Source organism: Streptomyces sp. NPDC099050 (assembly GCF_044759865.1).
Taxonomy (GTDB): domain Bacteria; phylum Actinomycetota; class Actinomycetes; order Streptomycetales; family Streptomycetaceae; genus Streptomyces.
In genome coordinates this window covers 142,897-168,733 of sequence record NZ_JBIWAE010000018.1, presented here as the reverse complement: position 1 = coordinate 168,733, position 25,837 = coordinate 142,897, and the positions used below count along the sequence as shown (strand labels likewise).

The 25,837-nt window shown below is 71.1% G+C and carries 22 protein-coding genes; 9 read left to right on the top strand and 13 right to left on the bottom strand.

What is annotated here, in order from left to right; translation table 11 throughout:
• Positions 1-79: 79 nt before the first annotated feature.
• From ACIQV3_RS27880 to ACIQV3_RS27870, 3 genes are all read left to right on the top strand, one after another.
• Positions 80-1,369 (top strand): cyanophycinase, encoded by a 1,290-nt coding sequence (locus ACIQV3_RS27880; protein ID WP_403716495.1) that lies wholly within the window; start codon positions 80-82, stop codon positions 1,367-1,369.
• A gap of 167 nt (positions 1,370-1,536) precedes the next feature.
• A complete protein-coding gene (locus tag ACIQV3_RS27875; RefSeq protein ID WP_403716493.1) occupies positions 1,537-2,406 on the top strand; it encodes a MurR/RpiR family transcriptional regulator in 870 nt (289 codons plus the stop codon).
• A 196-nt stretch (positions 2,407-2,602) separates the two neighbouring features.
• Complete coding sequence (locus ACIQV3_RS27870) at positions 2,603-4,720, top strand: MMPL family transporter (protein ID WP_403716491.1); 2,118 nt, start codon at positions 2,603-2,605, stop codon at positions 4,718-4,720.
• Between the two features lie 144 nt (positions 4,721-4,864).
• Here ACIQV3_RS27870 and ACIQV3_RS27865 read toward each other — a convergent pair whose 3' ends face one another.
• Entirely contained in the window at positions 4,865-5,608 is a 744-nt protein-coding gene (locus ACIQV3_RS27865) for a hypothetical protein (RefSeq protein WP_403716489.1), read from the bottom strand.
• A gap of 63 nt (positions 5,609-5,671) precedes the next feature.
• Positions 5,672-7,018 carry an NAD(P)-binding domain-containing protein gene (locus ACIQV3_RS27860; RefSeq protein WP_403716486.1) on the bottom strand — a complete coding sequence of 449 codons (1,347 nt, stop codon included), beginning with the start codon at positions 7,016-7,018 and terminating at the stop codon, positions 5,672-5,674.
• A 256-nt stretch (positions 7,019-7,274) separates the two neighbouring features.
• Here ACIQV3_RS27860 and ACIQV3_RS27855 point away from each other — a divergent pair, with 256 nt between their 5' ends.
• From ACIQV3_RS27855 to ACIQV3_RS27830, 6 genes are all read left to right on the top strand, one after another.
• Entirely contained in the window at positions 7,275-9,059 is a 1,785-nt protein-coding gene (locus tag ACIQV3_RS27855; protein ID WP_403716484.1) for an FAD-dependent oxidoreductase, read from the top strand.
• The gene (locus ACIQV3_RS27850; protein ID WP_403716482.1) at positions 9,040-9,693 is read left to right on the top strand and encodes an acetoacetate decarboxylase family protein; all 654 of its coding nucleotides are present in this window, start codon (positions 9,040-9,042) and stop codon (positions 9,691-9,693) included. The genes ACIQV3_RS27855 and ACIQV3_RS27850 overlap by 20 nt, the downstream gene beginning before the upstream one ends.
• A gap of 45 nt (positions 9,694-9,738) precedes the next feature.
• The gene (locus ACIQV3_RS27845) at positions 9,739-11,535 is read left to right on the top strand and encodes an AMP-dependent synthetase/ligase (RefSeq protein ID WP_403716479.1); all 1,797 of its coding nucleotides are present in this window, start codon (positions 9,739-9,741) and stop codon (positions 11,533-11,535) included.
• Between the two features lie 197 nt (positions 11,536-11,732).
• Entirely contained in the window at positions 11,733-12,668 is a 936-nt protein-coding gene (locus ACIQV3_RS27840; RefSeq protein ID WP_403716477.1) for an alpha/beta hydrolase family protein, read from the top strand.
• Positions 12,669-12,705: 37 nt separating this feature from the next.
• Positions 12,706-14,118: an MFS transporter gene (locus ACIQV3_RS27835; protein ID WP_403716475.1), complete on the top strand. Its 1,413-nt coding sequence runs from the start codon at positions 12,706-12,708 to the stop codon at positions 14,116-14,118.
• Between the two features lie 100 nt (positions 14,119-14,218).
• A complete protein-coding gene (locus ACIQV3_RS27830) occupies positions 14,219-15,187 on the top strand; it encodes a hypothetical protein (protein WP_403716472.1) in 969 nt (322 codons plus the stop codon).
• An 87-nt stretch (positions 15,188-15,274) separates the two neighbouring features.
• Here the strand turns inward: ACIQV3_RS27830 and ACIQV3_RS27825 are convergent, their stop codons facing one another.
• The 11 genes from ACIQV3_RS27825 to ACIQV3_RS27775 form a co-directional block, all read right to left on the bottom strand.
• Entirely contained in the window at positions 15,275-15,664 is a 390-nt protein-coding gene (locus ACIQV3_RS27825) for an ester cyclase (RefSeq protein WP_403716470.1), read from the bottom strand.
• A gap of 291 nt (positions 15,665-15,955) precedes the next feature.
• The gene (locus tag ACIQV3_RS27820; RefSeq protein WP_403716467.1) at positions 15,956-17,350 is read right to left on the bottom strand and encodes an aldehyde dehydrogenase family protein; all 1,395 of its coding nucleotides are present in this window, start codon (positions 17,348-17,350) and stop codon (positions 15,956-15,958) included.
• A 40-nt stretch (positions 17,351-17,390) separates the two neighbouring features.
• On the bottom strand, positions 17,391-18,740 hold the full coding sequence (locus tag ACIQV3_RS27815) for an FG-GAP repeat domain-containing protein (RefSeq protein WP_403716465.1): 1,350 nt from the start codon (positions 18,738-18,740) through the stop codon (positions 17,391-17,393).
• A gap of 12 nt (positions 18,741-18,752) precedes the next feature.
• Positions 18,753-19,499: an arylmalonate decarboxylase gene (locus ACIQV3_RS27810; RefSeq protein WP_403716463.1), complete on the bottom strand. Its 747-nt coding sequence runs from the start codon at positions 19,497-19,499 to the stop codon at positions 18,753-18,755.
• A 13-nt stretch (positions 19,500-19,512) separates the two neighbouring features.
• The gene (locus tag ACIQV3_RS27805) at positions 19,513-20,211 is read right to left on the bottom strand and encodes a hypothetical protein (protein WP_403716461.1); all 699 of its coding nucleotides are present in this window, start codon (positions 20,209-20,211) and stop codon (positions 19,513-19,515) included.
• Positions 20,208-21,044 (bottom strand): SDR family NAD(P)-dependent oxidoreductase, encoded by an 837-nt coding sequence (locus ACIQV3_RS27800; RefSeq protein ID WP_403716459.1) that lies wholly within the window; start codon positions 21,042-21,044, stop codon positions 20,208-20,210. The genes ACIQV3_RS27805 and ACIQV3_RS27800 overlap by 4 nt, the downstream gene beginning before the upstream one ends.
• Positions 21,041-22,015, bottom strand: coding sequence for a hypothetical protein (locus tag ACIQV3_RS27795; RefSeq protein ID WP_403716457.1), 975 nt, complete (start codon positions 22,013-22,015; stop codon positions 21,041-21,043). Before ACIQV3_RS27795 ends, ACIQV3_RS27800 begins: the two co-directional genes overlap by 4 nt.
• Entirely contained in the window at positions 22,012-22,809 is a 798-nt protein-coding gene (locus ACIQV3_RS27790) for a hypothetical protein (RefSeq protein ID WP_403716455.1), read from the bottom strand. Before ACIQV3_RS27790 ends, ACIQV3_RS27795 begins: the two co-directional genes overlap by 4 nt.
• Before the next feature lie 4 nt (positions 22,810-22,813).
• Positions 22,814-24,004, bottom strand: a complete 1,191-nt coding sequence (locus ACIQV3_RS27785; RefSeq protein WP_403716453.1) for a Rieske 2Fe-2S domain-containing protein — start codon at positions 24,002-24,004, stop codon at positions 22,814-22,816.
• Positions 24,005-24,053: 49 nt separating this feature from the next.
• Entirely contained in the window at positions 24,054-25,037 is a 984-nt protein-coding gene (locus ACIQV3_RS27780; RefSeq protein ID WP_403716451.1) for a hypothetical protein, read from the bottom strand.
• Positions 25,034-25,837, bottom strand: coding sequence for a hypothetical protein (locus ACIQV3_RS27775; protein WP_403716449.1), 804 nt, complete (start codon positions 25,835-25,837; stop codon positions 25,034-25,036). Before ACIQV3_RS27775 ends, ACIQV3_RS27780 begins: the two co-directional genes overlap by 4 nt.

Below are 25,837 nucleotides of genomic sequence, written 5' to 3'. Positions count from 1 at the left end.
GTCCGCGCCGGGACCGCGGCGGTCACCCGCCGCCGCGGTCCCGGCCACCACCCGACCCCACCCACAGGAGGCATCCCCCATGCGCGTCCCGACCGGAGCCCGCCGTACCGCACTGGCGGGCAGCACCGCTCTCCTTCTCGGCCTCACCCTCGCCCCGGCCGCCCAGGCCCACATGGCCTCGTCAGCCAACGGCGGCGGCTCGCTCGTCCTGATCGGCGGCGGCCTGAAGGCCGACAACGCGCAGGTCTACGGCGAGATCATCAAGCGTGCGGGCGGATCGAAAGCCCGCATCGGTGTCCTCACCGCCGCCTCCGTCCCCGCCAGCCAGGACCCTGACGCGGGCGACCCCGAGAACTGCAGCAACTCCGCCTGCAACGGCGCCTACTACGCCGGACTCTTCAAGCAGCACGGTGCCGCCGACGCCCAATGGATCCCCATCGACCTCGACCACATCGCCAATGCCGACTCCGACGAGGTCGTGCGACAGGTCGACTCCATGACCGGCTTCTTCTTCGGCGGCGGTGACCAGTACCGCTACGTCACCACCCTGCTCCACGGCTCCGCCCACACCGACTCCAAGGTGCTCGCCGCCATCCGGGCGAAGCTCGCCGCCGGGGCCGTCGTATCCGGATCCAGCGCCGGGGCGCAGATCGCAGCCGGGGCCGACATGGTCACCGGAGGCGACTCCTACGAAGGACTGCGCGACGGCAGCAGCCCGGGCTACTTCGATGACCCGTCCCGGCTCGGCTACCTCCCCGAAGGCGGCTTCGGTTTCCTCCGCTCCGGACTGATCGACACCCACACCGGTACGAACGGACGCGAAGGCAGAGCCCTGCGACTCGCCGCCGACACGGGACACGACCGCGTGTACGCGTTGGAGGAGAACACCGCGCTCGTCGTCGACGATCCCAGCACCCCCCGCGAGCGACTGCGCGTCCTGGGCCCGCAAGGCGTCGCCATCCTCGACCTCCGGCAAGCCCGAACCGACAAGAACCCACGGTCCGGATGGGCCCTGACCGGCGCCCGCTACACCTACCTCTCCAACGGAGACCGCTATGACCCGAACCGCTGGCAGATCCTGCCCGCCGACGGCAAGCGGCCCCTGATCCCGCTGACAGCCTCACCGATACCCGCCAACTCGGACGTCTTCTACTCCCCGGCCAACCCCGCCGGCGTCCCCTACTCCTTCCTGAACACCGCCCGCGCCCTGGCCGCGAGCACCCGGCGCACCACCACGGCCGCCACATTCGAGAGCGGCCCCCGATTCACCGTCACCTTCACCAAGCAACCCGGATTCACCGCCTGGACCAGCGACGGCGCCACCGCGCACACCGTCACCGGCCTGCGGATAGCCGTCGCTCCGGAGTGACTCTGCCCTGACGCGCTCCGGGCGACGGGGCCGGCCGGAACCCGGGGGTTCCGGCCGGCCTCACCGCTCACGATCGACAGTAGGCTCGACCTCGACCTCGACCGCCCAAGCACCCCAAGCACCCCAAGCTCCCGAAGCACCTACGCATACGAAGGAAGACCCAGCGCATGGCCCCTGGCACGCTCGCCGACGAGATCCGCCTCAAGCTGGGCGACGCCAGCCCCGCCGAACGCAAAGTCGCACGCGTGCTGCTCGCCGGCTACCCCGCGGCCGGTTTCGAGACCATGGCCGTCCTCGCGGAACGCGCCGCCGTCAGCACGCCCACCGTCCTGCGCTTCATCAACCGGCTCGGCTACCGCGGCTTCCCCGACTTCCAGGCCGCACTCCGCGCAGAGCTCGACGAACGCAACGCCTCCCCCCTCTCCCTCTACGAGGCCACCGACTACGGCCGCAGCCAGGACGGAGTCGAGGACCTTTCCCTCCTCCAGCGCGGCAGCAACGTCTTCAGCGCCGCAGTGGCCCAGACCCTCGCCGAACTGCCCCCGCACGATCTCGAACACGCGATCGGCTTGCTATCCGACGGCAAACGCCGCATCACCCTGGCCGGCGGACGGTTCACGAACCTGTTCGCCCAGTACCTCGGCCTGCACCTCATGCAGGTGCGCGACGACGTCCGGTTCCTGCCGGACCGGGACGTCGAACGGACCGCGCAGCTCGCAGCGGTGAACCGGCGTGACGTCTTCGTACTGTTCGACTACCGGCGCTACGAGCCGGACAAGGTCTCCCTGGCCGAACTCGTCCAGGAACAGGGCGGCAAGGTCATCCTGTTCACCGACGTATGGCTTTCACCCGCGGCCGCCCACGCACAGGTGGTCCTGCCGAGCCAGGTGGCCGCACCCTCCCCCTACGACAGCCTCGTCCCGACCCTCGCCATCATCGAGACCGTCGTCGCCGGCGTGCTCACCGCCCTCGGTGAAGGCGCCCGCCGGCGAATGCAGCACGGAGAGGACACCGCCCGCCGGATGGGTCTGTACTGACCACTCCACCCCCCTGCCGGCACTTGCCGCAGACGAAGGGGCGGGCCGCGCGGAAGGACGTGCACGCGGGCCTTTCCGCCGGAGCGGGTCGTTGTACGGACGTGGGGCGGGAGGGCTGTCGGTGGAGGCCGCGATTCCACCATGTAATCTCTCAACGATTGAGATACTTGATTGATGAGATTGCTGAGGGGTCGCAGTGAGAAGCGCATCGCGGTGGGTTCGATGGCTGGTGCCGTTGGTACTGCTGGTGGCGTGGCTGGGCATCGGCGCCGGCCTCGGCCCGTACGCCGGGAAGCTCGGCGAAGTCGCCACCAACGACCAGGCGGCCTTCCTGCCGCAGAGCGCCGAGTCCACCAAGGTCCTGGAGGCGCGCAAGGCCTTCGAACGCTCCGAGTCGGTGCCCGCCATCGTCGTCTGGCAGTCCTCCGACGGGGGGCGGGTCACTGCCGTGCAGCAGCAGGAAGCGACCGGGGCGGTGGCCGCGGTGGCCGGGCGTACTGGTGTCACCGGACCGCCGTCGCCCGCGTTGCTCTCTGACGACGGCCTGGCGCTACAAGCCGTCGTGCCGGTTGCCCCGGATCTGGGCGATGACCTCCCTGCCGTCCTGGAGGAGGTGCGCTCGTCCGCCGGTGAGGTACCGGGGCTGAGCGTGCAGATCGCGGGACCGGCGGCCACGCAGGCCGATCTTGCGGACGCCTTCGCCGGAATCGACGGACTGCTGGTCGGTGTGGCGCTTGGCGCCGTGCTCCTGATTCTGTTGTTGGTCTATCGCAGCCTGCTCCTGCCGCTGATGATCATCATCAGTGCGGTGTTCGCTCTGGGGCTTGCCTGCGCGCTCGTCTACTGGCTTGCCGATCGAGGCGTCGTGCGGGTCGATGGCCAGGTCCAGGGGATCCTGTCCATTCTGGTCATCGGTGCGGCGACCGACTACGCGCTGCTGCTGGCGGCGCGGTTCAGGGAGGAACTCGCCGCACGCGACGACCGGATGGCCGCAGTGATCGCCGCCGTCCGGCGTTCGGCTGGAGCGATCACCGCCAGTGCGGCCACCGTTGCCCTGGGCCTGCTCGCCCTGCTCGCCAGCGACCTGACCAACAACAAGGCTCTCGGCCCGGTCGGCGCCATCGGCATCGTCTGTTCCGTCCTGAGCACCCTTACCTTCCTGCCGGCCGTACTGGTACTCCTCGGCCGCGCCGCCTTCTGGCCGGCCACCCCCAAGCCCGGCGATGCCGGGGGCGAGGGGCATACGGTGTGGCGCCGCGTGGCGGCCGTCATCGATCGGGCACCGCGCCGGGTCTGGGCTTCAACGGCGCTGCTCCTGCTCGTTCTGGCCGGATTCGCCCCGACCCTGTCGTCCAAGGGCGTTCCCCTGGAGGAGATCTTCGTCAAGGACGCGCCCTCTGTCGCCGCCCAGCAGGCTCTCAGCCGGCACTTCCCTGGCGGATCGGGCCAGCCCGCAGTGATCATCGCGGATTCGGCGAAGGCAGCTGAGGTGCAGGCGGCCGCCCTGAAGGCGGACGGCGTCGCCGGGGCGACACCCGTCACGGTTTCGGGCCGGCCCGGTGACGAGCCGCTGGTGGTCGACGGCCGGGTCCGCATCGACGCCACCCTCGCGGCCGCCGCCGACAGCGACGCGGCGAAGAGGACGGTCGCGGATCTGCGTACGCGCCTGCACGCCGTACCGGGGGCCGACGCCATTGTGGGCGGCTACACCGCCCAGAAGTACGACACCGAACGGACCGCGGCCCGCGACCGGATGGTCATCGTCCCGATCGTCCTCGGCATCATCCTGCTCATCCTCATCCTGCTCCTGCGCGCCCTGCTGGTCCCCCTCCTGCTCGTGGCCACCGTCGCCCTCAACTTCCTCGCCACACTGGGCGTTTCCGCGCTGGTCTTCCAGCACCTCTTGGGCTTCAGCGGCACGGATGCCTCGGTTCCCCTGTACGGGTTCGTCTTCCTGGTGGCGCTCGGCGTCGACTACAACATCTTCCTGATGTCCCGCGTCCGTGAGGAGTCGCTCGTCCACGGCGTCCGTCAGGGAGTGCTGCGCGGTTTGACCACGACCGGCGGTGTCATCACCTCGGCGGGCGTGGTCCTGGCGGCGACTTTCGCGGCCCTCATGGTCATCCCTCTGGCCTTCCTCGTCCAGATCGCCTTCATCGTCGCCTTCGGCGTCCTCCTCGACACCCTTGTCGTACGGTCCCTCCTGGTGCCCGCGCTGGTTCTCGACATCGGCCCGCGCAGCTGGTGGCCCAGCACCCTGGCCCGCCGGCAGGACCCGGATGTGACCGCCATCGAGCGGAGCGAGGCCTCGTAGCCGCCTCGTGCCGCATCGTGCCGCCGGGTGATGACGACCGGCAGCCACACCCGTTTGTGAGGCGCGAGGGCGGCCCTCGGCGAAAGGTCAGCTCTCGCGTCCACGGACCGGCCCGGTCGCAGTTCCACCGGGCGGCGGCCGCGGTCAGAAGTCCCTGAGCAGGGTGCCCGCACCGGAGATGCGGTCGGTGATGCCGTGCTCGCGCAGGGCGTGCCACAGAGTGGCCGCGTTGATCGCGACGACCGGTTTGCCGATTTCCGCCTCCAGGGCCGCGGCTTGAGAGACGAAGGAGAGGTTCGTCCCCACCTGCACGATGGCCTCGACCGGGGGCGCGTCCAGAGCCGAGACCTCCTGACGGATGCGATCGGGACCCACCCGGGCGATGTCGGTCGCGGTCGGGCAGCGCAGCCCTGAAACGGCTGCCACATCGAACCCGGACTCGCTGAAGAACCTGCTCACCTCGCGGTCGGCGACCGGCTGATAGGGGGAGAAGACCGCGATGCGCCGGCATCCCAGCGCGTTCAGCGCGGCCCGGCAGGAGCTCGCGCCCGTGGTGACCGGGAGGCCGGTGCGCTCTCGCAGCCGGCGCTCGAAAGCCGCGTTCCCGGCGACCCCGCCCCAGAACGTTTCCGCCGACATCCCCATGACCATCCTGTCCGGTTGAGCGGTCAGGACATCGCGGACGGCGGTGTCGATGGAGGCCCTGATCTGCGTGAGCAGCGCCTCGAAGTCCCGGTCGTCGGCCATGGCCGGGTGGGGGATGTGCATGGAGCCGGCCCGGTAGGCGACGCCGGGGATCCGCGCGCTCCAGTAGTCGTGCTCGACCACTGTGTTGGTGCTCGGAACGACGACTCCGAAGACGGCACGGCTGCCCACGGTGTTGGTCATGCTGCATGCTCCAGTCGGATCGCTGTGCGGGGCTGGTCTGCTGACGTGCGGTGAAGAGTGCCGTCAACGGACCCCAGGTGTCAGCGAGGTCTGGTGGCGGGGCACGGCCGTGCGCAGACGTTCGGCGCGGAGCTCCTGAAGGTGGCTGCGGGCGTCGACCTGGATGGTGTGGCGGGTGGAGGCGACGTACCGGCGCGCGGTGCGGGTGCGGTAGGCGGTGATCTCGCGGTGCATGGAAGCCTGCGAGGGCAGCGCGCACCGTCCTTCGATCAGGTCGGCCACCCAGTGGGACTGGGCTTCCGCCAGCGGCATGATCGCGCCGAGCGGCTGGACCAGTCCGATGAAGTACAAGCCGCGGTGGCTGGGGGAGACGACCCGGTGATAGAGGCTCACCGCGTTGTCGGAGGGGTCGATCAGGTCTTTCGAAAGGAAGGGGAAGGAGATCTCGTACCCCGTGCAGTAGATGACGGCGTCGATGTCCTGCCGGGTGCCGTCTTCGAGGACCGCGGCGCCCCCGTCGAGGGCGGTGATCATCGGTGTGATGGAGATGTCGCCGTGGCCGAGACGGGAGAGCAGCTCGTCGGAGATCGTGGGGTGGGCGCTGAGCACCCCGTGATGCGGTTCGGGCAGCCCGTACGAGGAGAGGCGGCCGCGGCTGAGCCGGAGCAGCAGGGCGAGACCGCGGGCCTGGACCGCCAGAGGGGCCCGAGCGAGCCAGGACCCGGTGAGGTGGTCGGTCGGGATCCCGAAGAGGAACTTGGGCAGGATGTGAGCCCCGCGGCGCATGGTCAGGAAGGTCCGGGCGGAGACGCGGGAGGTCTCCACCGCGATGTCGCAGGCGGAGTTGCCGATGCCGAGGACCATGACGCGGGCGCCGGCGAACGGATCGGGTGTGCGGTAGTGGTGGGAGTGCATCTGGATGCCGTCGAAGGAGTCCGCTCCGGGCAGGGCGGGCTCCGGCATCCGGGGCTTCCAGTGGTGGCCGTTGGCGACGAGCACGGCGTCGTAGGTGGTGGTGGTCGTGGAGCCGCCATCGCGCTTGCGGGCGGTGACCTCCCACCGTCCCGCCGGTGTCTTCGCGACCCCGGTCACCTCGGTGCGGAACGCGATCGAGGGCCGTAGCGCGAAGTGGTCGACGAAGGCGTCGAAATAGCGGGCGATGTGGACGTGGCTGGGATAGACGGGGTAGGCCTCCGACATGGGGAAGCAGGCGTACTCCATGACCTGCCGGGACGTGTTGATGTGCAGGGAGCGGTAGGCCGACGACATGCCGTTGTCGTTCTCGTAGCGCCAGTTGCCCCCCACCTCGGAGCCGGTCTCGTAGCAGTCGAAGGGGATCTTGCGGGCGGCGAGTACCTGGCAGGCGGCTATGCCGGATGAGCCGGCTCCGATCACACAGACGCGTTCCATCCGGACCTCCGTTATGACCGCCCGGTCACATGACCGGGCGGTCATAGGCTCGATCGCGCCGCAATGGTTGTCAAGCACCGCGCACCCGGGCGCAGTTGGCTTGAGGGCGGCACGGTCTCGTGCGGTCAGCTTCATTGACAGGAGCGGATGGCCCGCAGCACCATGACCGGGCGGTCACATGACCGCCCGGTCACACCGCGGATCCGAGGTCGCCCGCTGCGGTGCGACCGTCACGGGTCGCAGTGCGGGAGTCGAGATGCCCACCACTTCACCACCCCAGGACACCGCGCCCGATCAAGGCACCCCGCAGCCTCCTCCCGCGGAGGCCGACGTGGTCGTCATCGGCTCCGGGTTCGGAGGCAGCGTCACCGCGCTGCGTCTCACCGAGAAGGGCTACCGGGTGGCCGTCCTCGAATCCGGGCGCCGCTTCGCCGACACCGACTTCCCCCGAACGTCATGGCGCATCCGCGACTACCTCTTCGCCCCGGCACTCGGATGCCGCGGCATCCTTCGGATGACCCTGCTCGGCAGGATCCTCGTCCTGACCGGAGCAGGAGTCGGCGGTGGATCACTCGGCTACGCCAACACGCTCTACGATCCGCCTCAGGCCTTCTACGAAGGCACCCGGTGGTCGTCCATCACCGACTGGCGCACCGAACTGGCCCCGTACTACGACCAGGCCCGCCGTATGCTCGGCGTCACGCCCAACCCCCGCTTCACCGCCTCGGACCGCGTGCTCAAGGACGCGGCCCGGGCCATGGGCCGCGAGCACACCTTCCGAACGGTCCCCGTCGGCGTGCACTTCGCACCACCGGGCACCGCACCCGGAACGACCGTGCCCGACCCCTACTTCGGAGGCGCCGGACCCGCGCGAGCAGGGTGCCTGCACTGCGGCGCATGCATGACGGGATGCCGCCACAACGCCAAGAACACCCTCCCCAAGAACTACCTCGGCCTCGCCGAAGCCGCCGGCGCCACCGTCGCGGCCGAACGCACCGTCACCGACGTCCGCCGCAACGGCTCGGGCTGGACGGTCACCTCCGTCCGCACCGGACGCCTCCTGCGCCGCGACCGTCGCACCACCAGCGCCCACCACGTCGTCTTCGCCGCCGGAGCCCTGGGCACGCAGCGCCTGCTCCACCAGCTTCGCGCCACCGGCGCGCTGCCCGGGCTCTCACCACGCCTCGGCCACCTCACCCGGACGAACTCCGAGGCGATCCTCGCCGTCCGTTCCAAGGACCCCGACGCCGACTTCACCCACGGAGTGGCGATCACCTCCTCCGTTCACCTCGACGACACCACCCACGTCGAACCCGTCCGGTACGGCCCCGGCAGCAACCTCCTCGCCCTGCTCGGAGCAATCCTCACCGACCCCGTACCCGGCCGCCACCGGCTCCTCGCCGGCCTCGCCGCGATGGCCGCGAACGCACGCGACCTGCCCGCGCTGCACCGCCCACGCCGGTGGGCCGAACAATCGGTCGTCCTCCTGGTCATGCAGTCGGCCGACAACTCCGTCACCACCCGCCTGCGCCGCGGCCTCCTCGGTACCCGCCTGACGAGCGGGCCCGGTGAGGGCGCGCCCAGCCCCACCTGGATACCGGCCGGCCATCACCTGGCCCGCACCGCCGCCCGTCAGAACGACGCTCTGGCCTGCGGCACTTGGGGCGATCTCCTCGACGTGCCCGCCACCGGCCACCTCATCGGCGGCTGCACCGTCTCCGACGAGGCCGCACACGGAGTCGTCGACCCCTACCACCGGGTCCACGGCCACCCCGGACTCCACGTCATCGACGGCTCCACCGTCTCGGCCAACCTGGGAGTCAACCCGTCCCTGACCATCACGGCCCTCGCCGAACGGGCCACCGCGCTCTGGCCCAACCGCTCCGAAACCGACCCGAGACCCCGTCCCGGGGCCCCCTACCGCCGGGTGGATCCCGTACCACCCCGACACCCCGCGGTCCCCGCACACGCCCCCGCGGCCCTGCGCCTCGACCCCCTGCCCGCCTCCAGACAGGACCCCGATGCCGACCTACCCGCCTGAGCCCTGGCACCTCGCCGGACAGATGTACCTCTCCCTGTGGCTCGTACCCCGCCGCGAACTGCCGCCCCTGCCCGACGGAGTCCGCCCCGTCACCCTCGCCGGCCGCGCCCTCATGGGCGCCGCCTGGGTCCGCTACGAGAACGACAGCGTCCTCCACTACAACGAAGTCCTGGCCGCCGTCCTGGTCCGCGACGGTCTGCGACCCCGGGTCACCATCACCGACATCTGGGTCGACAGCCCCCCGTCCAAGGCGGGAGGGCGCGAACTGTGGGGCATCCCGAAAGAGCTGGCCGCATTCGACATCAGCGGCGACATCAGCAGGGGCAAGGGCCTGCAGGCCACGGCCAGGACCGAGGACGCGACCCTGGCCACCGCGTCCTTCCACTCCCGAACCAGACTCCCGGGACGGTGGCCGGTCTCCTACCGCATCACGCAGCAACTCGGCGGACACCTCAAGACCAGCCCCGTGCGCAGCCGCAGCGCGGCGAGCCTGGCCAAGGCTTCCTGGCACTTCCCGCCCGACAGCGCCCTGCGACTCCCGGCACACGGGCAACCACTGCTCAGCCTCACCCTGCACGACTTCCGCCTCACCTTCGGCAACCCCGCCCGAGCCGCGCCCACCCCCGAACGCTGAGCCCGGTGCCGCCCCGGCAGTCCCGTCCCCTGTTGAGGAGTCCTCATGACGCCCCCGCCCGATCCGCCAGCCACCCTCTGCGAGGCCTTCCAGCGGACCGTGGCCGCCCGGCCCCATGAACCCGCACTGCTGACCCCCGAAGGCCCCGCACTGACCTGGGCCCAATACGCGGACCGTGTCGCCTCCGTCGCCGCCGCGCTGGAGCACCTCGGCGTCGACCGCGGCGAGCCGGTCGCCCTCATGCTCACCAACCGGCCCGAGTTCCACGTGTCCGACTGCGCCGCCCTCCACCTGGGGGCCGTTCCGTACTCCCTCTACAACAGCCTCCCCGCCGACCAGATACGCGACCTGCTGGCCAGTACGGGCACGCGTATCGTCGTCACCGAACGCCGCTTCCTCCCGGTGCTGCGCGCAGCCCGCGCCGGCACGGCCGTCCGCCACCTGGTGGCTGTGGACGCTCCGGAAGGCCCGGCCGAGGAGGGCGTCCTCTCCCTCGCCGAGGCCGAGTCGGCAGCCCCCGTCCCCCTCGACCTCGCCGCCGCCACCCGCGAGGTAGGTCCGGACGACCTGATCACCTTGATCCACACCTCCGGCACCACAGGCCGTCCCAAGGCCGTAGAGATCACCCACCGCGCGATGATGGCCCAACTGGCGGGAACCCAGCGCGTACTGGAGGTCACCGCACAGGACAGCCACATATCCTTCCTCCCCTCAGCGCACATCGCCGACCGGTGGGGCTCGCACTACACCCACCTCGTCTGCGGCACCCGGTTGACCTGCCTGGACGACCTGTCCCGGCTCGCCGAAACCCTCACCACGGTGCGCCCCACGCTTTTCGGCGCCGTACCCTCCCTCTGGCAGCGCCTGCGCACCGGCCTGGAGAGCGCGCTCGCCGACACCGACCCAGGGCTTCGCACCCTCGTCGAAAACGCCCTCACCACCGGCCGGCGTCTCGCCCCGCGCCGCTGGGCGGACGAACCCCTCACCGGTCCCGAGCGCGCGGACCTCGAAGCGGCCGACGGCATCCTCGGTGAACTGCGCCGCCGCCTCGGGCTCGACCGCGCCCGCATCTGCATCACCGGGGCCGCACCGGCACCCGAAGGACTCCAGGACTTCTTCCACGCCCTCGGCCTGCCCCTCACCGACGCCTGGGGCATGTCCGAACTCAGCGGGATCGCGCTGATCGCCCCGTCAGGCAGTCCGCGGGCGGGCACCGTGGGCCGCCCCGTCCCCGGCGCCGAGATCAGCATCGCCGGCGACGGGGAGCTCCTCGTGCGCGCCCCCTTCCTGATGCGCGGCTACCGCGGCGAGCCCGAACTCACCGCACGGACCATCGACGCGGAAGGCTGGCTGCACACCGGAGACCTCGCCACCATCGACGCCGCCGGCGACGTCCGGATCGTCGACCGCAAGAAGGACCTCATCATCAGCACGGGCGGCAAGAACATGGCCCCGGCCCGCATCGAGGGGGTCCTCAAGGAGGCTTCGCCCCTGATCGCGCACGCCGTCGTCGTCGGCGACGCCCGCCCCTTCAACGTCGCCCTCCTCGTCCCCGACCGCGAGGCCGTCACCGCTTGGGCCCGGAGGGCCGGCATCACCTCAGCCGCACCCTGGAAGACCCACGCTCCCGATCTCGCCGCCGCCCTCGCCGAAGCCGTCGCCGAGGCCAACACCCGCCTCTCAAGCCCGGAACGGATCCGGGCCCACGAGGTGATCGCCGAGGAATGGACCCCCGGCGGACTCGAACTCACCGTGACCCTCAAAGTCCGCCGGGCCGCCGTCACCAGCCAGTACGCCGACAGGGTCGAGGCCCTGTACGCGCGCGCCGGGACCGGCCGTTGACATCGGCCCACCGGACTCGTCGCGGAGCCACGCCGCTGCCGGGTGGCGGAGCCGACAGTCGCTGAGCACTGAGAAGTTCCAGGCGTGCGAACAGTGTTCCGCACAGAGAAACACGCGTGGGCTTGGCGTGTACGTGCCAATGTGCTGCAATGGATACAGAGTTTCTCTCTCCGATACCCCCACAGGAGGGCACCTCCGTGTTACGCACACTCATGCGCGCCGTCCCGGCCATCATCCTGGCCGTCGCCGCAAGCCTGACCGCCCCCACCGCGCTGGCGGCCGCACCCGCCCCCGCATCCGCCGTCGCGGCCGATCCCGCAGCTCCCGGGGCGTACCCCGTCGCCTACACCGACCTGACCGTCTCCGCCTCGGGCCGCTCCTACAGCGCCCGCGTCTGGTACCCCGGCACCACCGCCGGTGCCAACGCCCCCGTGGCCCAGGGCCTCCATCCCGGCCTTGCGTTCGGCCACGGCTTCTTCCAGGACATCTCCAAGTACGAGACGGTCCTGCGGCACTACGCCTCGTGGGGCTTCATCACGGTCACACCCAAGTCGCAGGGCGGCCTCTCACCCAGCCACACCGGATTCGCCGACGATCTGAACGCCGGCCTCACCTGGCTGACCGCACAGAACGCCACCGCCGGCTCACGCTTCGCCGGCACCGTCGACACCGGCCGCTACGCCCTGTCCGGCCACTCCATGGGCGGCGGCGCCGCCCTTCTCGCCGCGTCCCGCAACCCGGCCGTCAAGACCGTCTCCACCCTCGCCGCCGCGGAGACCAACCCCTCCGCGATCACCGCATCCGCCGCGCTCACCATCCCGGCGCAGTACGTCGGCGGAACCAAGGACACCATCGCCGGAGTCGCGGACCACCAGCGCAAGATGTACGACGCCAAGCGCGCGCCGACCCAGCTCCGCGTCATCACCGGCGGATTCCACTGCGGATTCGTCGACAGCAACGGCTTCGGCTGCGACAGCGGCTCCATCACCCGCGCCGAACAGCAGCGACTCACCCGCTCGGTGACCACCACGTACCTGCTCTACTCGCTCGGCCTCGACAGCACCCTCCAGGACCAGGTGTGGGGCACGGCCGCCCAGAACCTGCCCGGCGTCGTGTACACCGCCAAGCCCTGATCCCACCCCCGCCGCCCGCCCCGCCCGGAGGAGAGCCATGAGCACACCCGCCCCCCGCCACGAACACGACGGGGAGCGGGCAGCCTTCTCCGTCTTCCCCGGGCGGCCCCCGGTCACCGTCCGACGCGGCGCACCCGCCCCGTTCGGATGGTGGCCCGCCATCTGCATCGCCCTCGTCGCGGCCATCGACCGCATCGAGTACAACCTCCTCGCCGGCGCCCTGCCCACCATCCAGGAGGAGTTCGGATTCGGCGACGCGGCCGGCGGCGCCATCGCCACCGCCGGGTCACTCGCCGCAGTGATCCTGCTGCTCCCGGCGGGCCGGCTTGCCGACACGGCCGGCCGCACCTGGACCGTCGCCGCCGTCGTGGCCGTCTGGTCGCTGCTGACCGTCGGCACCGGGCTGGCCGGCAGCTACCTCGCCCTCTTCACCGTCCGGATGTTCCTCGGAGCCGCCGGCCAGCTCTACAACCCGCCCGCTTCCAGCCTCCTCGCCGACTACTACCCGGGCCCCGGACGCACACGAGCCTTCGGGTACGAGCGCATGGCCTACTTCGGCGGCCTCCCCATCGGCGTCATCGCCGGAGGCGCCCTCGCGCAGAGCGTCGGCTGGCGCACCAGCTTCTTCCTCGTCGCCGTACCCGGACTCCTCGTCGCCCTGCTCGTCCTGACCCTGCGCGAACCGGCCCGCGGTACCGGCGATCGCCTCACCCTGTGGTACCGGCGCGAGGCCGGCGGCGCACCCACCGAGAAGCCGAGCCCGGCAGCGGGACCCGGCGTCGTCCCCCCGCAACCGTTGCGCTCCCAGGTGCGCGAGCTGCTGCAGATCCGCACCCTGCGCACGGTCGTCACCGGCCTCAGCATCCTCTTCTTCGGACTCGGCGGCCTCTTCTACTGGATGCCCTCCTACTACGGCCGGTTCTTCGGACTCGGCGAGGCCGAGGCCGCCGCCGTGGCCGGCGGCGCCGGACTGGTCGGCATCGTCGCGGGCATCATCACCGGCAGCTGGCTCGGCGACCGTGACCGGAGCCCGCGCCCCGGTCGCCGTATCGCCATCGGCGGCGCCGGTCTGCTGCTGGGCACCGTGGCCCTCGCGGGGGCCGTCGCGGTGCCGGTCCTCGCGCCACAGGTCCTGTGCTTCGGCCTCGCCAACTTCGGCTTCGCCGCGGCGCTGGCCAACCTCACCGCCGCGAACGCCGATGTCGTCGCCGCCGAACGACGCGGCCTCGGATTCGCCGTCCTCCAGCTTCTGGTCACCCTCGGCGGATCGCTCGGCCCGTGGCTCATCGGTCTGGCCTCCGATGCGACCGGGTCCCTCCGCTGGGCCTTCGCGACGGTGCTGGTGCCTCTGTTCGTGGGATCCATGGTGGTCCTCCGCGGCCGCCGCCACTACGAAGCCGACGCCGCGGCGGCCGCCCGCCGATCAGCCCGACTGCCACACGCCCCTTGACGTCCGTATGCACGGCTCGGCCAACCGAAAGGGAGACGTCTTCCTCAAGCGGAACACCCACCAGCTCACGCCGACCACAGCCAAGAAGATCGGATCACTGATGGCACACGCCACGCACTCCCCAGCACGGCGCAGCACCGGCCGCGGCATCGCAGCAGGCCTGCTCGGGTTCACCTTGCTCACCGCCGTGGGCGCCGCGGGCCCGGCCGCCGCCGAAACCCCGCAGAGCCCCACTCCCGTCCCCACCCTCGCCTACCCGGCCTCCGTCGGAGCCGACGCCGCCGACATCTACTACCCGGAGACCGGCAGCCGGCTCCCCGTGGTCCTGCTCCAGCAAGGAGCCAACGTCGACAAGAGCCACTACGAGGGCTACGCCCGCACCGTCGCGGCATTCGGCTTCGTCGTGGTCGTTCCCAACCACCAGCGCTTGGTCTTCGGCGTCCCCGGCCTGTGGGCCTCCGCCGATCAGGGCCTGACCACCGTCGCCTGGTCGAAGACCGAGAACGCCCGCGCCGAGAGCCCCCTCGCCGGCCGTCTGGACCCGGCCGCGTTCGCGCTCCTGGGCCACTCCTTCGGCGGCGCCGCAGGCATCGCAACCGTCCAGGGGCAGTGCGCCCCGCCCTTCTGCTTCGGCCTGCCGCCGGGGGCCGTCAAGCCCGCCGAACTCAAAGCGGCCGCCTTCTTCGGCACCAACAACGCCCCGCCCGGCGGAGGTCCGGTCGCCCCGGTGAGCAACACCGTGCCGGTCGCCCTGATCCAGGGATCCGCCGACGGCATCGCCGCCCCCGCCGCCGCGCAGGCCACGTACGAGGCCCTGAAGGGCACGCCGAAGGCGCTCGTCACGGTGACCGGGGTCAACCACTACGGCATCACGGGCGTCCAGAATCCGCCCGGCGCCGCCCCCGACCCCTCGGCCCAGAGCACTGACCAGGTCGACGGCATCCGCACCTCCGCCCGCTGGTCGGCGCTCTTCCTCAAAGCCGCCCTGGGTGACAGCATCGCCCGCTCCTACGTCCGCTACTGGGGCGACGGCGCCGACCCCGCGGTCACCGTGCGGCAGGCCTACTGAGCCAGCCGCACGAGCCCCGCGAAGCGGCGCCGGCCCCGGCACACTGCCGGGGCCGGCGCCGCTTCGCGGGGCTGCGGCAGGGTGGTGTCAGAACATGCCGTTGGAGTTCGCGGCGGACTTGGGCACGTCCTGAATGACGTCCCAGTGCTCGACGACCTTTCCGTCCTGCAGGCGGAAGTAGTCCGCCAGCGCGCGACCGGGATTGTCGGGGTTGTTCGGCTCCAGGTCCAGGTGGGCGTGGGTGACGACCAGGTCGCCTTCGGCGATGATGCGCTTGATGTCGAGCTTCAGGTCCGGGTACTCGCCGCGCAGCCACGTCACGAAGCCGATGAACGCCTCGGGGCCGTCCTGGGCATCCGGATTGTGCTGCACGTAGACCGGGCCGAAGTGGTCGTCGACGGCCTTCTGGGGGTCGCCGCCGAAAGCGGTCTGGTAGTAGTCGACAACGACCTGCTTGTTGCGCTGAAGATCCGACATGAGTATGTCCGTTCCGATAGGGGGTTCCCGGAACGGTCACTGAAAAAGATCAAGGGGAAGCACCGGGAACCCAGGATTGCTCGACTGGGTGCGCCCTCGCGTCTCGGAGGCTGCCCGGGCAGGCATGCCGACGCTGGTTGTACTTTCCCTTGCCACCCCTGGACGGGGCGTACAGCAGGATCTACCGCCAGCCGGCGGCGATTTCCTGTCGCACGACCAAAGCTACGTCGGCTGTCCGGGTCGTGCACCCCGCCAAGGTCCCGCAGGGTGGGGACCTTGGTCCCCAGGCAGTCAGCCGTGCCGCAGCCTGATCAGCGCGCGCAGCACGAGGGGCTTCCACCACGGTGAGCGCAGCCGGGTCAGGCCCGAGCCCGTCAGGTCCGCGCGCCGTACGGTCACGGCTTGCGCGGAGGTGAACTCCATCAGCCCCTCCCGCCCGTGCACCCGCCCGAAACCGCTGGCGCCGTTGCCGCCGAAGGGCAGGCCCGGAACGCCGGCGAACGTGAGCATGCCGTTCACGGACACCATGCCCGCCCGCAGCCGCCCGGCGACCGCCGCGCCCGCGGATCGGGAGAAGACCGCGGCGCCCAGTGCCTGGGGGACGGCATTGGCTCGTGCGACGGCCTCATCCAGGTCCCGCACGAGCCGGACCACCACGACCGGCCCGAAGGTCTCCTCCCGCACGGCCGGCCGGTCCTCGGGCACATCGGCCAGCACGACGGGATCCACGAGGCCGGCTCCGCGGAACGACTCCGGGCCGCCGATGAGGAAGCGACCGCCGTTGGCCGTCGCGTCCTCGACGTGGACGCGCACCACCTCCTCCTGTCGCGGGGTGGTGAGGCGGCCGTAGTGATGACCGGCGCGCACCGGCTCCAGCTCCGCCGTCAGCGCGGCGAGGAACTCCTCGCCAACCGCCCGGGCCACGTAGATGCGCTCCACTCCGGCGCAGGTCTGCCCCGCGTTGGAGAAGGCACCCCAGGCGGCCGCTCGCGCGGCGGCCCCGATGTCCGCATCCTCGGCCACGAGCAGCGCGTCGTTGCCGCCGCATTCCAACACCACCGGTGTGAGGGTGTCCGCGCATGCGGCCATCACCGCCCGGCCGGTCCGCGTGGAACCGGTGAATGCCAGCTTGTCCACGCCGCCCCGGCACAGCGCTTCCCCGGCCTCCGCTCCGCCGGGCAAGAGTCGCAGGACGTCCGCGGATCCCGGGTTCGCCCGGGCGAAGGCCTCGACCATCGCCCGCCCCGTCTGCGTCGTGTACTCGCTCGGCTTGAAGACCGCCGCGTTCCCCGCCGCGAGCGCGCCGGCGAGTACGCCCAGCGGGGTGAGCACCGGGTAGTTCCACGGGCCGATCACGCCGACCACCCCCACGGGCCGGCGTTCGACCCGCGCCTGGTGTTCGGCGGCGAGGATTCCCGGGAACACCCGACGCCCACGCAGGGTCTGGCCGGCGTGGCGGGCGGTCCACCTCAAGTGTTCCAGGCCGACGAGCAGTTCGAGCTCGGCGTCGGCCCGGGGCTTGCCCGTTTCCTCGCAGACCGTGGCGATGACGGCCGTCCGGGACCGGACCAGTTCGGTGGCCCAGCGGCGCAGCTGGCGCTCCCGCTCGCCGAAGGTGAGCGAGCCCCAGGGGGCCGCGGCCGCGCGGGAGCGGGCCAGCAGGTGGTCGAGGTCCGATGTGGTCACGTCGATGTCGGCCTTCCAAATCGGGTGGCGGGAACGGAGGTCAGTCGCGGGTCCAGAGCCTGACGCTGTTCGACTCGAAGACGGTGAAGACCGCCTCGTTGCGCCAGGGCCAGCGGTAGTCGAGATCGGTCACCACGGCTCCTCCCGCCTGCCCGGCCCTGCTCGCGAGGACATGCGTGGCGAACGTGCGGTTCGGCTTCTGCTCGAGCCAGAACAGTCGGTCATCGCCGTCGCCGGACACCAGGAGGTCGGTGTCCCGGTCCCCGTCCATGTCCCCACTGCCGAACACGCCCGGTGCGGCCTGGCCGGGACGTCCGCGTGAGCTGATGCCGTTCGAAACGGCGGTCGGCGTCCATGGGGAGCGGGGGTCATCGGGTACGGAGAAGGTGACCACCTGCGAGGCGGGCTCGCTCGAGCCGGGAGGGAACGCGGTGTTGGTGTGGTTGGAGCCCACCCATGTGGTGCGGCCGTCACCGAAGAGGTTGCGTACCGGCCGCAGGGCAATGGCCTTGCCCTGGGTGGTGTCGATGACGTGCCGCGTGAAGCTGCCCATCGGGTGGTCCGGGTTCGGTGCCCCGGTGCGCTCCAGCCAGACGTACCCTGCTCCGGGCTCGAAGTACTGGGGGGAGGCGAGGTCCAGGTCTCCGTCGGAGTCGATGTCTTCCACGACGGGAAGAGCGCCCCCACCCGCGGCGATGTCGATGGGCTCGCCGCTGAAGCGCTCGGGGCCGTCCGTTCCCCTGAACACCTGGATCCAGGCATGGGCCGGTGGCTGGCCCTCGATCCTCGTGACGGGCTGGAAGGACTCACCGACCGTGACGAGGTCGCGCCGGCCGTCGCGGTCGAAGTCGATGACGACGGCGCGGTGGTAGAACAAGGGCGTGCTGCCCGGCGCTACGACGTCATGACGCTTCCAGGACCGCTCGGGCCGCTGCTCCCACCAGGTGAGGGAGCCGCACGCGGTCGTGCAGCGGAAGAAGCCGCCGGGCACGACGATGTCGCGGTCCCCGTCGCGGTCGAGGTCGGAGAGGGCCGGTTCGTTGGGGAAGGGAATGGCGGCGTCGGTGTCGAACACCAGCCGCTTCGACCAGGTGTCGAGGTTGCGGCCGCTTTGGTGGTAGACGGAGAGCTGGCCGGCCGCCGGCGGTACGGGTGGGCCTCCCGGAACGGAAGTGAACCGGCCGAACCCCGTGGCGACGATCTCCTGGCGGAGGTCACCCGAGACGTTGCCCGTGACGGCGAAGGCGGCGCCCGGCAGGTCGGGGTCGACCGTGTGCGGGGAGAAGGCCGCGGCAGCGGGAACGGCGACCTGGGCACTGGTGGGGGAAGCCGCGAAGAGGGGAGACAGTGCGATGAGCACGGCCATGGCCGGGCGGATCAGTGCAGGCATGGAGTACCCCATTCAGTGCTCGCGCAGCAGAGTGCCGTGGCCGTAGAGCCGTTCCTGTACGCCGTTGTCACGCAGGGCCATCCAATAGGTCGCGGCGTTGATGGCGATCACCGGCAGCCCGAGCCACCGCTCGGCTTCGTCCGCGAGGGACACCATCGACAGGTTCGTCCCGCACTGCACGATCGCCTCGACACCCGGCAGGGCCGCCAGCTCGATCAGCGCGCTCCGGAGTTCGGCCTCCGGGACGTGCGCGATGGAAACGGCCGTGGGACATCGCAGGCCTTTGATGCCGGCTACCTCGAAGCCGAGCTCCGTGAAGAACCGCTCGACGTTGGCATCGCCGATGGGCTGGTAGGGAGTCACCACGGCGATGCGCCGCGCCCCGAACAGCCGCAGGGCCCGCTCGCAGGCCTCGGCGCCGGTTGCCACCCGCAGCCCGGTGATGTCATGGATCTGCTTGACGAAGGCCCGGTTGCCCTCGACACCGCCCCAGAAGGTCTCCGCGCTCATGCCCATGACCATGTAGTCCGGCTCGCAGGTCAGCACGCGCTCGCAGGCCGCGCCGATCTCGTCGCGGATCTGCTCCAAGAGCCGTTCCATGCCGGAGTCCTGGTCCATGTTCTGATCGCGGATGTGGATGCGCGAAAAATGCGAGGTGACGCCCGGTACGGACATGCGGGAGAAGTCGGGTTCCACGATGGTGTTGGTGCTGGGGGCTATGACGCCGAACTTGCGGCGCCAGCCGAGACTGTCCGTCATACAACGCCGCCGATCAGCCGGAGGGGGGAGAGGAGGGGAGTTCCGCGGAGCGGGTGGTGCGCCGGTGCTTGGTCAGCCGCCATGCGAGCAGGACCAGCGCTCCCTGCGTGAGGGTGTTCGCGGACTGCTCCACCCACTGGAGCGCCACGCTCTGATCCGGGCGGGCCGCCAGCGGTCCCAGCACGTACATGCCGGTGATCCACAGCCCGCCCGCGGCCGCGGCCACAGTGTCCCCGTGCGAGCGGGCCAGCAGGATCAGCCGAACCGCGCACACGGTGACGGCCACGATGGTCAGCACCATGCTCGGCGCCGTCGAGGTGAGGAGCAGGCCGGCGGCGCCCGTGGCCGCCCAGACCACCGCGAACCCCCACAGCGGCGGGGTCGTGCGAACCGGCTCCGGCTCGCGCTCGCGTGCGGCGGGCAGGGTCAGGAGCGCGTGGGCCAGAAGGAGGAAGCCCGCTGACAGGCAGGGGAACAGCGCCTTGTTCAGAACCTGGAGGTCCGGGCCGTCCAAGGCCACCAGCAGCTTCCACGTGGCCTTCGAGAGCCCGCCGAGGAGGACCAGCGCGGTTCCCGCCGTGGCGGTGCGCCCGGCGGTCATGCTGTGGGCGCGCAACGGACCGATCAGCAGGGTGGCCCCGATGCCCGTCAGGATGACGGGTACGAAGTCCTCGAGTGCGAGGGAGAGGGGATAGTCCAAGGCTCCGCTCACGAGGCTCCCTCCCGATCCGGCGCCCCGGGGAGCTCCTCCGGCAGCACCGACCGCTTCCGCAGCGCGGCCGTGGCGAACCGCCCGGCCGCTTTGCGGCCCGTCAGCCACGCCACCCGACCGCCGTTGGCCGTGCGGTCGGCCAGCACCCGGTCGGCAAGCCACGGTGTGACCGTCTCGACCCGGTCGGCCAGGATGTTGAGCACGGTCCGCGCCTTCGCGTACTCCGCGGGCGTGTAGTCGTGCAGCAGCAGGTCTGTGACCACGATGCCGGGCGACAGGAGCAGCGCCCGGACGTCGTGGGTCCGGGTGTCCTGCTCCTTGCGGAGGTCGGCCGCCAGCGCGTGGGTGAGGTAGCTGACGGCACGTTTGCTCGCGCCGTAGACGCTCAGACCGGGCATGATCCGGCCGTCGGAACCGAAGCCCTCCATGTTCCACAGCCGACCGCGGCCCAGACGCAGGAAGTGCTCCGCTGCGACGGCGCTGCCGTTGACGACGCCGCGGAGATTGACCGCCGTCACGCTGTCGGCCTGCTGTGCGTCAAGGCACCACAAGGGCTTGCGTGCTGTGGTCGCCCCGGCGTTGTTGATCCATGTGTCCGCGGGTCCGAAGGCCTCTTCCGTCGCCTTCCACAGCCCGGCAACCTGCTCCCTGTCCGTCACGTCCGCCACGTGGCCGATGGCCTTCGAGCCGCCTGCGAGGCTCGTGAGAGCGGCCTCGACGCCTGTCGCGTCCCGCCCGCAGAGGGCGACCCGGCAGCCGCGGTCGAGGAACGCGCGGGCCAGCCCGTACCCGATTCCCCGGGTGCCGCCGGTGATGACCACGGTCGAGGTCATGGCGTGGCCTCCCAGTCGAGTACGCCGTGCAGGACGGCGGCCAGTGCGTTCCCGCCGAACAGCTCGTACGTCACGGCCAGACGGCCGCCCGCCGCCATCGCGGGGCGGGCATCGAGGACGAACTCCCGCCCGCGCACGCGGTGTACGTCACCACTGGTGAAGTGCCACAGCGGGAAGTTGGCACGGCCGAAGGCCTGCGCGTTGCCCCACGCGTCCGGCCCCTCCCAGAATTCGCGGGTGCCGTCGCGCCGCCGTTCCACGGAGAAGGAACGGTCCAGGCCCGCTCCGCGCCAGGTGACGCGGTGCCGCGTGCGCAGCAGGTCCACGGGCCGCAGGGCGATCTCCACCTCCACGTCGCCGAGGTGCTTCTGCTCGGCGCTCCACAGTTCGCACGAGCCCGTGAACCGGCCGGCCTGCTTGGTGGGCAAGATCCACGGCACGGGTCCGGCGCCGGTTTCGGCCGCGACGTGCCGCGCGACGTGGTCGCGGGTGGTCTCGTTGTCGTCGTGGTCGGTGGTGTGTACGTACACGCCGTTGAAGCAGCCGATCACGGTCCAGCCCTGGTGCAGTACCGAGGAGTAGACCTGGGTCACCCCGTCGGGCAGAACGTGGTTCCAGGTGTTGAGGGCCACTTGCCAGCCGGGCCCGTAGTAGTGGGCGTCGACGAAGGAGCCGTAGGGCTGCCCGCTGCCGTGGAAGTCGGGTCCCCTGTAGAGACGGTTGTCGTCGGCGTCCGTGACCGCGAAGGCGAACGGTGCGGCGAGCTGGAAACGGCCGGCGAGCGGGCCACCCTGCAGGAGGCCGCCGTCCATCCGGTACACCGTCCCCTCATCGGTGAACTCCGAAGAGCGGCGGATGTCCTCGTACCCGCACCAGGTTCCCTGCGCGTCGAACAGCGAGGGCCGGCCGTGCCATTCCCCCGCGATGCGCTGCTGCCACTCGCTGGGCCCGGGCCCGGAGGCGTCGCTCATGCCGCCGTCTCCTCGTCGGGCAGTCTGCCGGTGGTCAGCAGCCCGCGCAGGCCGTCGGTGACGGCCGTGCCCAGCAGCCGGTCCACCTGGGACCAGACCGGGTCGATCTCCCGGCTGAACAGAGCCCGGCGCAGGCGTCCGTCGCGGACGGGGGCATCACCCTCCTTGGCCTCGCCTGCGGCATCGGCCGGGAACGCCCGGGCCAGCTCCAGCCAGTGCCGGAGGTATTCCTCGGCGATCGGGGTGATGGCCCGCAGGGCCGCCTCGTCGGCGCGGTGTACGAGCATCCAAGGCGACATCAGGGAGCGCTGGCGGGGGCTGATGGCCGCGGGGGTGAGCCCGGGTATCTCCGAGGCACGGGCGAACGGCTCCGTCAGCGGCCCGTATGCAAGGTCCGCGTAGGCGGGACTCACGGCCAGGTCGACGCGCTGCACCAGATCCAGGTGGAAGGCGTACCCGCCGCCCGCCTGCACGGAGTCCAGGGTGAAGTGCGGCAGCGGGGAGTCCGCGGCACCGAACGCGAAGACCATGTGACTGTCGAGGCCGAAGGCCGGCACGACCAGGGAGACGGTGACGACCGCGTCGACGCCCGGCTGGCCGGCGCCGGCGCTACGGAAGTACCGTACGGAGCCCACCGGATCGGTGGTGGCCGGGGTGGTCAGTACGGCCCAGGGCGTGGCCCTTTCCTCGAGAGCCGTCCCGGCGAGCAGGGCATCGACGACGGTTCGGGACAGCCTGGCGGCGGGGGTCGTCCCGCCGTTCGAGGCGCCGGGCGGGCGGTCAGAGGACGTCATGCGGCTACTCCTTGTCACGTGCCGGTGCGGGGGACTGGGCCCCATCGACGGTGGGGTGGAAGCCCTGGGCCTTCTGTTCCCATGCCCGGGCGAGTTCGGGGACCGCGCGTCGACCGGGGGAGGCGATCACGGTGGCGCTGCGTTCCGGGATGTCGCCGATGATGCGGTCGGCGTCGCTCACCGCCCATCCCTTCGCGGCGAGTTCCTGACGGCGTCGGCGGTAGGCGACGGAGATCATGTCGGAGCGCAGGTGGAGCTCGGCGCCGAGGTCGGCCGGCAGCAGTTCGGGGCGGGTCCCGTCGACGACCGGTGCGTCTTGGTCGAAGATCCCGAGGACTCTCTTGCGGGCGTTCTTGTCCGCCCAGTCACCGGTGAAGAAATCGCGCAGCGCCACCCATTTCACAAGAGTGGTGGTCTCGTCGACGGGGATGTTGGTGTCGTAGATGATCATGTTGCCGAGTGGCAGGCGGACGTGCAGTTTGATCAGGTTGGGCAGCATCCAGCCCGCGGTGGTCACCACCGGCGGCCGGTCCTTGCCCTGGGAACGGCGGTCCGTGTACAGCTTGCTCCACAAGCCCTTGGCGGCGGGTGGGTTGAGGGCCACGGTGGCGAAGGCGGACCACTCGTCCGGCTGCTCGACCGTGTACTCCTCCACCTCCGGCCGGTCGGGGTTGCCGAAAGCGCCCGCGTGCACGAAGGGGGTGTGGGCTATGTCGCAGCCGTTCTCCAGGATCCGCTCGTAGTTGGAGTGCCACAGGTACTCACCGGTCACCGCCTTGAACCGGCCGCCGTTCTGCACCAGGTCGTCGAACTCGGGCCAGTGGGGAATCGGCGGCCGTTCCTCCTCGGGGAGGTCGCCCAGGAACACCCAGACGAAGCCGTACCGCTCCTGGACGGGATAGGAGTCCACCCGCGCCTTCTTCGGGATGCCCCGGCCGGGCTGGTTGGCGGGAATCGTGGTGCACGCCCCCTCGGGGTCGAAGCGCCAGCCGTGGTAGGGACACACCACGCAGTCGTCCTTGACGGTGCCGGCGGACAGCGCGGCACCTCGGTGCGCACACAGGTCCGACAGGGCGACCGGCAGGCCGGCCGCCGTGCGGTACAAGACGAGGGACTGGCCGAGACAGACGGCTTTGAGGGGTTTGCGGTCCACCCGGTCGGAGAACTCGACCGCGTACCAGAAGTTCTTCAGCATCGGTGTGACACCTCGTGGTTCCAGACCTTTCGAGAAGAGAAGGCTGAGGTCAGCGGCGTAGGACGGAGACCAGCCCGGGATGGGGAGGCGCCAGCAGTGCGGTGAACGCCTCGGTGTCCGCTCGCGTCGGACGCGCCGCGAGCGTCGCCGTGCAGAACGCCGCCACCAGAGCGCCGATGAGGGAGCGGGCGTCGCTCGCAGGTGCTTGTGACGTCTCCAGGAAGCCCCGGGCGCTGGTCGGGTCCACGGGATCACAGATCGTGAAGTGGCCCGCGGCGGCGACCTTCACCCATGCGTGCGCGCCCCCCGCGTCGGCGAGGGCGTCGTGGAAGGTGCGGGCGACGGGATCCTCGCCCGCACCGGCCTGCGGGCCGTAGCGGTCCGCACTCGCGGCGATCACCCCGTCGTGCTCGCCGGACATCAGCAGGACGGGAGCGCCCCCTCCGACCGGCAGGACGGTACCCGGCGGATGGCCCAGGGCTGTCGCCACCAGCGTGTGGGCGCCGTAAGTGAACACGCCGCGCAGACCGCGCACATGGGCGGCGGACTGCAGTGCCACGGTTCCGCCGGCCGAGTGACCGCCTACGACCACCCGACTCGTGTCGAGGAGCCCCGCGAGAGGGGAGGCCGGTGCGAGCTCGGCCAGGGCGCCGAGGACCGCGCCGATCAGGGGGGTCGTTGCCCGGGTGCCGTACGAGGCCGGACCGCACGCCTCGAGGTCGATGCCCGGCGTCACCCCGTGGTTCCCGGCGAACAGTTCACCGACGAGCTCGGGCGTCACGGTGGCGAATCCCCGGGCTGCCAGCAGGACGGCCAGCCAGCGGTACGAGTCGGCCGGGACATTGATGCCCGGCAGCAGAACCACGACGGGGAACGGGCCCCGGCCGGCGTCGGCCGCCACCATGCCGGTCAGCCGCTCGGTGTCGCAGCCGGTGGCCCGGGCCGGGTAGAAGATCCTCAAGTGCGCGGTGTCGAAGGGCTCTTTGAGGCCGGGGACCCGGCAGGCCCACCACACGGAGCGGACCTGGTTCACGAGGGCCTCGGCAGGCTGCGGTCGCCGCCCCACAGCGCCCGTACGAGCCGGTCGGTGACCTGCTCGCCGAAGTACCGGACGGCCATCACGTTGGCCGGGTCGCGCTCCACGATGTTGCGGCGGATCGCCAGGTCCGAGGCGGCCAGGGTCTCCCGCTCCTCGGCCGCCACCGGCTCGGCCGCGTCCACCCAGCCCAGCCAGCGGTCGACCTGGTCGTGCATCAGGCGCCGCACGAGCTCGACGTGGCGTTCGTCGCGGGGCATGGAATAGCAGTAGGCGGTGGGGGAGAGGCTGCCCCGGATGAAGCCGGTGCGGCTGGTGAACCAGGACAGGTCCTCGTACTCCTCGCGCACCGCCAGCCACTCCTCCTCGGCGGGCGCGTAGTAGCGGTCGTAGTACTCGCCGTCGGCCACCAGGCTCGTGCGGGGGACGGAATCGAGGTAGAACCAGCCGCCCGGCCAGCACAGCAGGGCGAGGCCCAGGTGCGGGACCCGGACGTGCGGGCCCAGCCAGACCGTGAGGTGGAGGTTGACGAAGCCGTGCTCGGGATCGCCGACCCACGAGTGGATCATCCAGTCCACCTCGGGGCCGGTGTAGCCGGCCAGTGAACCCCGCGGGCCGCCGTCCTCACCGAAGGACTTCAAGCCGTCGGTGGAAGGGTCGGGGCGCAGCTCGAAGCGGTCGGAGACCTTCTCCTTGAGCTCGTTCAGCAGGTCCTGCCACTGGATGAAGGTTTCGGTCACATCGGTGACCGGAGCCTCGTCCGTCATGTCCTGTACGGCTTTGAGTGTCTCGGGCAC

Bases quoted from the DNA above. Each gene is read 5' to 3' on its own strand.
- ACIQV3_RS27795 (WP_403716457.1), bottom strand. From the start codon at position 22,015: ATGAGCGACGCCTCCGGGCCCGGGCCCAGCGAGTGGCAGCAGCGCATC.
- ACIQV3_RS27880 (WP_403716495.1), top strand. From the start codon at position 80: ATGCGCGTCCCGACCGGAGCCCGCCGTACCGCACTGGCGGGCAGCACC.
- ACIQV3_RS27875 (WP_403716493.1), top strand. From the start codon at position 1,537: ATGGCCCCTGGCACGCTCGCCGACGAGATCCGCCTCAAGCTGGGCGAC.
- ACIQV3_RS27830 (WP_403716472.1), top strand. From the start codon at position 14,219: ATGGCACACGCCACGCACTCCCCAGCACGGCGCAGCACCGGCCGCGGC.
- ACIQV3_RS27835 (WP_403716475.1), top strand. From the start codon at position 12,706: ATGAGCACACCCGCCCCCCGCCACGAACACGACGGGGAGCGGGCAGCC.
- ACIQV3_RS27855 (WP_403716484.1), top strand. From the start codon at position 7,275: ATGCCCACCACTTCACCACCCCAGGACACCGCGCCCGATCAAGGCACC.
- ACIQV3_RS27815 (WP_403716465.1), bottom strand. From the start codon at position 18,740: ATGCCTGCACTGATCCGCCCGGCCATGGCCGTGCTCATCGCACTGTCT.
- ACIQV3_RS27785 (WP_403716453.1), bottom strand. From the start codon at position 24,004: ATGCTGAAGAACTTCTGGTACGCGGTCGAGTTCTCCGACCGGGTGGAC.
- ACIQV3_RS27845 (WP_403716479.1), top strand. From the start codon at position 9,739: ATGACGCCCCCGCCCGATCCGCCAGCCACCCTCTGCGAGGCCTTCCAG.
- ACIQV3_RS27790 (WP_403716455.1), bottom strand. From the start codon at position 22,809: ATGACGTCCTCTGACCGCCCGCCCGGCGCCTCGAACGGCGGGACGACC.
- ACIQV3_RS27810 (WP_403716463.1), bottom strand. From the start codon at position 19,499: ATGACGGACAGTCTCGGCTGGCGCCGCAAGTTCGGCGTCATAGCCCCC.
- ACIQV3_RS27800 (WP_403716459.1), bottom strand. From the start codon at position 21,044: ATGACCTCGACCGTGGTCATCACCGGCGGCACCCGGGGAATCGGGTAC.
- ACIQV3_RS27825 (WP_403716470.1), bottom strand. From the start codon at position 15,664: ATGTCGGATCTTCAGCGCAACAAGCAGGTCGTTGTCGACTACTACCAG.
- ACIQV3_RS27860 (WP_403716486.1), bottom strand. From the start codon at position 7,018: ATGGAACGCGTCTGTGTGATCGGAGCCGGCTCATCCGGCATAGCCGCC.
- ACIQV3_RS27865 (WP_403716489.1), bottom strand. From the start codon at position 5,608: ATGACCAACACCGTGGGCAGCCGTGCCGTCTTCGGAGTCGTCGTTCCG.
- ACIQV3_RS27850 (WP_403716482.1), top strand. From the start codon at position 9,040: ATGCCGACCTACCCGCCTGAGCCCTGGCACCTCGCCGGACAGATGTAC.